The organism is Marinobacterium profundum (assembly GCF_001528745.1).
Classification (GTDB): Bacteria; Pseudomonadota; Gammaproteobacteria; order Pseudomonadales; family Balneatricaceae; genus Marinobacterium_A; species Marinobacterium_A profundum.
Map to the genome: position 1 here is coordinate 21,441 of NZ_BCNS01000108.1, position 6,486 is coordinate 27,926.

At 57.8% G+C, this 6,486-nt stretch carries 2 protein-coding genes and 1 pseudogene; 2 read left to right on the forward strand and 1 reads right to left on the reverse strand.

Going from position 1 to position 6,486, the window contains the following annotated elements:
• Positions 1-84: 84 nt before the first annotated feature.
• Both gltB and MPRO_RS11130 read left to right on the forward strand, forming a co-directional pair.
• Positions 85-4,539, forward strand: coding sequence for a glutamate synthase large subunit (gltB, locus tag MPRO_RS11125; protein WP_067291972.1), 4,455 nt, complete (start codon positions 85-87; stop codon positions 4,537-4,539).
• Positions 4,540-4,664: 125 nt separating this feature from the next.
• Positions 4,665-6,098, forward strand: a complete 1,434-nt coding sequence (locus MPRO_RS11130) for an FAD-dependent oxidoreductase (RefSeq protein ID WP_067291975.1) — start codon at positions 4,665-4,667, stop codon at positions 6,096-6,098.
• A 147-nt stretch (positions 6,099-6,245) separates the two neighbouring features.
• On the opposite strand, the pseudogene MPRO_RS11135 reads toward MPRO_RS11130, so the two are convergent.
• Positions 6,246-6,425, reverse strand: a pseudogene (locus tag MPRO_RS11135) (transposase domain-containing protein); the annotation flags it as partial.
• Positions 6,426-6,486 lie beyond the last annotated feature (61 nt).

Genomic DNA, 6,486 nt, shown 5'->3' on the forward strand with positions numbered 1-6,486 from the left:
CCCTTTTTGCCTGAGTTGTGCGGCTGCGGTGACTAGGTTAGTGATAACGTATTGATACAAAAGAACTTTTAAGTGAGATTGGCTATGAGCAAAGGTCTGTATCGCCCCGGTGAGTTCAAGGATAACTGTGGTTTTGGGCTAATGGCTCACATGCAGGGCAATCCGAGTCATGACCTGCTTGAGAAGGCCATCGAAGCGTTGGCGTGTATGACCCATCGTGGTGGTATCGCTGCAGATGGCAAGACCGGCGACGGTTGCGGTCTGCTGATGCAGAAACCGGACTCCTTCCTGCGTGCCGTCGTGCAACAGGAACTGGGCATTGTGCTGCAAGAACAATACGCGGTGGGCATGGTCTTCCTGCCCCGAGCGGCGGCGCCAGCGGATGCGGCGCGCAAGATTCTCAATACTGAACTCCAGGCCCAGGGTCTGGAGGTTGCCGGCTGGCGCGTGGTTCCCACGGACGAAAGCTGCCTGGGACCTATTGCCCGGGATACGCTGCCACTGATCGAGCAGGTGCTGATCAATGCCAACGGCAAAACCGAGCAGGAGCTGGGGATCAGTCTGTTCGTTGCCCGTCGCAAGGCTGAAATTGCGCTGAGCGAAGAAGAAGACTTCTATATCTGCAGCCTGTCCGACAAGGTGTTGTCCTACAAGGGCCTGACCATGCCGGTGGATTTGCCCGTGTTCTACAAGGACCTGGCCGACCCGCGTCTTGAAACAGCGGTCTGTACCTACCATCAGCGTTTCTCTACCAATACGGCGCCGCGCTGGAAACTGGCTCAGCCTTTCCGGTTCCTGGCCCACAACGGTGAGATAAACACTATTGAAGGCAACCGCAACTGGGCTCGCGCCCGGTCGCCGAAATTTGCCACCGATCTGCTGCCCAACCTCGAAGAGCTGCAGCCGATCGTCAACACCAGTGGTTCGGACTCCTCCAGCATGGACAACATGCTTGAGTTCCTGATGGTGGGCGGCATGGATATCTACCGTGCCGTACGCATGATAGTGCCGCCGGCCTGGCAGAACGTCGAAACCATGGATACTGAGCTGCGGGCGTTCTACGAGTTCAACTCCATGCATATGGAAGCCTGGGATGGTCCCGCCGGCATGGTCATGACCGACGGCCGTTATGCAGTCTGCATGCTGGACCGTAACGGTCTGCGGCCGTCGCGCTGGGTAATGACGCGTCAGGGCTATATCTGCACCGCCTCCGAGATTGGTGTGTTCGATTACAAGCCCGAAGATATTGTGGCTCAGGGTCGCGTTGGACCGGGCCAGATTCTGGCTATCGATACCCAGACCGGTGATGTGCTGCACACCGCTGATGTCGACAATGACCTCAAAAAGCGTCACCCGTACAAGCAGTGGCTAAAAGAGAACTCGCTGCGTCTTGAAACCACCATGAACTTCACCGAAGAGTCGCGCTCGTTCGAAGAGATGTCGGCCGATGAAGTCAAAACCCACATGAAGATGTTCCAGGTTACGTTCGAAGAACGCGATCAGATCATCCGTCCGCTCGCCGAAACGGCGATGGAAGCGGTGGGCTCGATGGGTGACGACAAGCCGATGGCGGTGCTGTCCAGTCGCATTCGTTCACCCTATGACTACTTTCGCCAGCAGTTTGCGCAGGTGACCAACCCGCCCATCGATCCGCTGCGTGAAGCTATCGTCATGTCGCTCGAAACCTGTATTGGTGCCGAGCGCAACGTCTTTGAAGATACGCCGGAACATGCGCGGCGCGTGATTCTGACCACGCCGGTGCTGTCGGCGAGCAAGTTCCACCGTATCCGTGATAACGATGTGCCGGGCTTCGGTGTGGTCTGTATCGACCTGAACTACGATCCAGCTACGGGTCTGGAGCAGGCGCTGCGCAACCTTTGCGATCAGGTCGAGCAGGAAGTGCGCGGCGGCAAGGTGCTGCTGGTGCTGTCCGATGCGGCGATTGAAAAGGGCAAATTGCCGATTCATGCTGCGATGGCAACCGGTGCTGTACATCACCGTCTGGTGGAAAAAGGCCTGCGTTGCGACTGCAACCTGATTGTGGAAACAGGTACTGCCCGCGATCCGCACCACTTTGCCGTATTGTTCGGTTTTGGTGCCTCAGCGGTCTTCCCGTACCTGGCCTACCGCGTGTTGAACGATCTTTGCGCCAGCAACGAGTTGCAGATGGCACCGCTGGATGCCCACGAGAACTACCGCAAGGGCATCAACAAGGGCCTGCTGAAGATCCTGTCGAAGATGGGTATCTCCACTATTGCGTCCTATCGTGGTGCCCAGCTGTTTGAAGCCATAGGTCTGAGCTCCGAGATCGTGAACCTGTGCTTCAAGGGTGTGGTCAGCCGCATCGAAGGCGCGCGTTTCAGCGACTTCGAATTCGAGCAGGCTCAGCTGGCGAAGGAAGCCTGGACGGCCCGCAAGCCGATTCAGCCCGGCGGCCTGCTGAAGTACAAGCACGATGGCGAATATCACGCCTACAACCCTGATGTGGTTGTGGCTATCCATGAAGCGGTTGCCACAGGTGATCCGGTCAAGTACCAGCGTTATGCCGACCTGGTGAACAAGCGCGGTATCGCTACTTTGCGTGACATGCTGGCGCTGCGCACTGATACCAAGTCGATTCCGCTGGATCAGGTCGAGCCGGTGGAAAAAATCTTCCCGCGCTTTGATTCCGCAGCCATGTCCCTGGGCGCGTTGTCACCGGAGGCGCACGAGTCTCTGGCGGTAGCCATGAACGAGCTCGGCGGTCGCTCCAACTCCGGTGAAGGCGGCGAAGATCCGCTGCGTCACGGCACCATGAAGCGCTCCAAGATCAAGCAGGTGGCCTCGGGTCGTTTCGGTGTGACGCCGGAATACCTGATGAGCGCTGATGTCATGCAGATCAAGGTTGCCCAGGGTGCCAAGCCCGGTGAAGGTGGCCAGCTGCCGGGTGGCAAGGTCAATGAGCTGATTGCCCGTCTGCGCTTCTCGGTGCCGGGTGTGACCCTGATTTCACCGCCGCCGCACCACGACATCTACTCGATTGAAGATTTGGCACAGCTGATTTTCGACCTCAAGCAGATCAACCCCGAAGGGCTGGTGTCGGTCAAGCTGGTATCGCGCCCGGGTGTCGGCACCATTGCCTGCGGCGTGGCCAAGGCCTATGCGGATCTCATTACCATCTCCGGTTATGATGGTGGCACGGCGGCATCGCCGCTGACCTCGATCCATTACGCAGGTTCACCCTGGGAACTGGGTCTGGCGGATGCGCACCAGTCACTGCGTGGCAACCAGCTGCGCGGCAAGATTCGCCTGCAGACAGACGGTGGCCTGAAAACCGGCCTCGACGTTATCAAGGGCGCGATTCTTGGCGCCGAAAGCTTTGGTTTTGGCACCATGCCAATGGTGGCGCTGGGCTGCAAATACCTGCGCATCTGTCACCTGAACAACTGTGCCACCGGCGTGGCGACTCAGAATGATGATCTGCGTCGGGATCACTTCCGCGGCACAGTGGAGATGGTTAAAAACTACTTCCGCTTTGTGGCTGAAGAAACCCGTCAGTGGATGGCGCAGCTCGGCATACGCACAATGGAAGAGCTGGTCGGCCGGGTTGACCTGCTGACTCTGCTCGAAGGTGAAACGTCACGTCAGAAGGGTCTGGATCTGAGCCCCATCATCAGTGATGGCGGCGTGCCGAGCGAGTATCCGCATACGGTGCAGCAGAGCCGCAATGAGCCGTTCGACAAGGGCGAACTCAACAGTGCCATGCTGGAGCTGGCGGGCGAGGCAATTGAAGCCAAGCGCGGCGGTGACTGGGAGCTGGCGATCTGCAACTGCGACCGCTCTGTAGGTGCCCGCACTTCCGGTGCCATTGCCAAGCGCTACGGCAATAATGGCATGGCGGAGGAGCCTGTTACCTTCCGTTTCCGTGGTCATGCGGGTCAGTCGTTCGGTGTCTGGAATGCGGGTGGTCAGAACCTGATCCTCGAAGGCGATGCCAACGACTATGTCGGCAAGGGCATGGCGGGCGGCAAGCTGGTGCTCTATCCGTTCAAGGAAGTTACCTTCAAGTCCAACGAAACCGCGATCATGGGCAATACCTGCCTTTATGGCGCCACCGCCGGCAAGCTGTTCGCAGCGGGCAGTGCGGGTGAGCGCTTCGCGGTGCGTAACTCCGGCGTACACGCCGTAGTGGAAGGTGCTGGCGATCATTGCTGTGAATACATGACCGGCGGTCTGGTCACTATACTGGGCCCAACCGGTTACAACTTCGGTGCAGGCATGACCGGTGGTTTTGCTTATGTGCTGGATCTGGAAAACAACTTCGTGGACAAGTACAACCACGAGTTGGTCGAGATTCACCGTATTCACACTGAGCAGATGGAGGTCTACAAGAACCACCTGCGTTCGGTAATCATCGAATTCGTCCGGGAAACGGGCAGCCAGTGGGGGCAGGAAATTGTGGATAACTTCTTCGATTACATCCCGCGCTTCTGGCTGGTTAAGCCCAAGGCTGCGAGCCTGAACGCCTTGCTGGATAACATGCGCAAGCGTCCGGAATAAAACGCCATTTTATCCCTCGGGTCAGCAGGCCCCGCACAGCTAAGCTGTGTCGGGTCTGCGCGATTCTTTGATGACAGATTAACGAGTGCCCGCCACTGGCGGGCGCCCAAGAAGAGGTGGGGACTATGTCTAACCGTCTGAGTAACGATTTCCAGTTCCTCGATGTGTCCCGTGAAGGGCCGGGTAAAATCAATGCCGAGGTCCGCAAGCACGAGTTTGCCGAGATTTACGATCCGTTCAAGCCGGACGATGTGGCTGATCAGTCCCATCGCTGCCTGGACTGTGGCAATCCCTATTGCTCCTGGAAGTGCCCGGTGCACAACCATATTCCGAACTGGCTCAAGCTGATTTCGGAAGGCAACATTCTGGAAGCGGCCGAGCTGAGTCATCAGACCAACTCACTGCCAGAAGTCTGTGGCCGTGTATGCCCGCAGGACCGTCTGTGTGAAGGCGCCTGTACCCTGAATGATGGCTTCGGTGCCGTGACCATAGGTTCGGTGGAGAAATACATCACCGATACCGCTTTCGCCATGGGCTGGAAGCCGGATATGTCCAAGGTGGTACGCACTGACAAGAAGGTCGCCATCATAGGTGCAGGCCCAGCGGGTCTGGGCTGCGCTGACATTCTGGTACGCAACGGTGTCACCCCGGTGGTATTTGATCGTCATCCAGAGATTGGTGGTCTGCTGACCTTCGGCATTCCCGAGTTCAAACTCGAGAAGGATGTCATGAAACGTCGTCGCCAGATGTTCACCGAGATGGGTGTTGAATTCCGTCTGAACGTTAACGTCGGCACTGACATCACCATGGCGCAGCTGGTTGAAGAATACGATGCAGTCTTCCTTGGCATGGGCACCTACACCTACATGAAAGGTGGCTTCCCGGGTGAAGATCTGGATGGTGTTTTTGATGCGCTGCCGTTCCTGATATCCAACGTCAATCATTGCCTTGGATTTGAAAAGGATCCATCGGAATATATCGACATGGCGGGCAAGCGCGTTGTGGTGCTGGGCGGTGGCGATACTGCTATGGACTGCAACCGGACTTCGATTCGCCAGGGCGCCCTGAGTGTGACCTGTGCCTACCGTCGTGATGAGGCCAACATGCCAGGTTCACGCCGCGAAGTTGAGAACGCCAAGGAAGAGGGCGTCGAGTTCCTGTTCAACCGCCAGCCAGTTGAGATCGTCGGCGAAGCAGGTCGTGTTGTGGGCGTGAAGCTGGTGACAACCCGCATGGGTGAGCCGGATCAGAACGGTCGTCGTCGCGCCGAAGTTGTACCGGGTTCTGAAGAGGTTTTCGAAGCCGATGCGGTGCAGGTTGCCTTTGGCTTCCGTCCAAGCCCGGCACCCTGGCTGGCAGACTTCGATATTGCGTTGCATGAAGACGGCCGAGTTCAGGCTGATCAGAAGCCCAGGGTTGAGGGTCGCTTCCCGTTCCAGACTACCAACGCCAAAGTGTTCGCCGGCGGTGATATGGTGCGTGGCTCGGATCTTGTCGTCACGGCTATCGCTGAAGGTCGCGATGCGGCTGAAGGCATCCTGGATTACCTCGACGTCTGATTTTGCGGCTTGCCAGACTAAGGTCGCCTTCGGGCGGCCTTTTTTGTATATGCGAAGAAACTTGAGGGGCTCGGGCTTGGTACAAGCCCTGCTCCTGTGCATCCCTGCACTCGCAGGATAAGTACGTCCATGGTAAGCGAACGGCGATCACACCTTGTTAGCCGGCGCTTTCCAGTTGTGCGGAAGTAGCTCGCCGATAGCACTCGCCTTTTGGGTCGGTAGCCGGGTCAGCACATCTTTCAGATAGGCATAGGGTTCATGCCCATTCAACTTGGCGGACTGGATCAGGCTCATGATGGCGGCGGCACGCTGGCCACTGCGCAATGACTGTCCCTTATACGCCTTCGCCTCTTCCCCCGCTCCCCGCATTTCACCACTCTACCTGCCC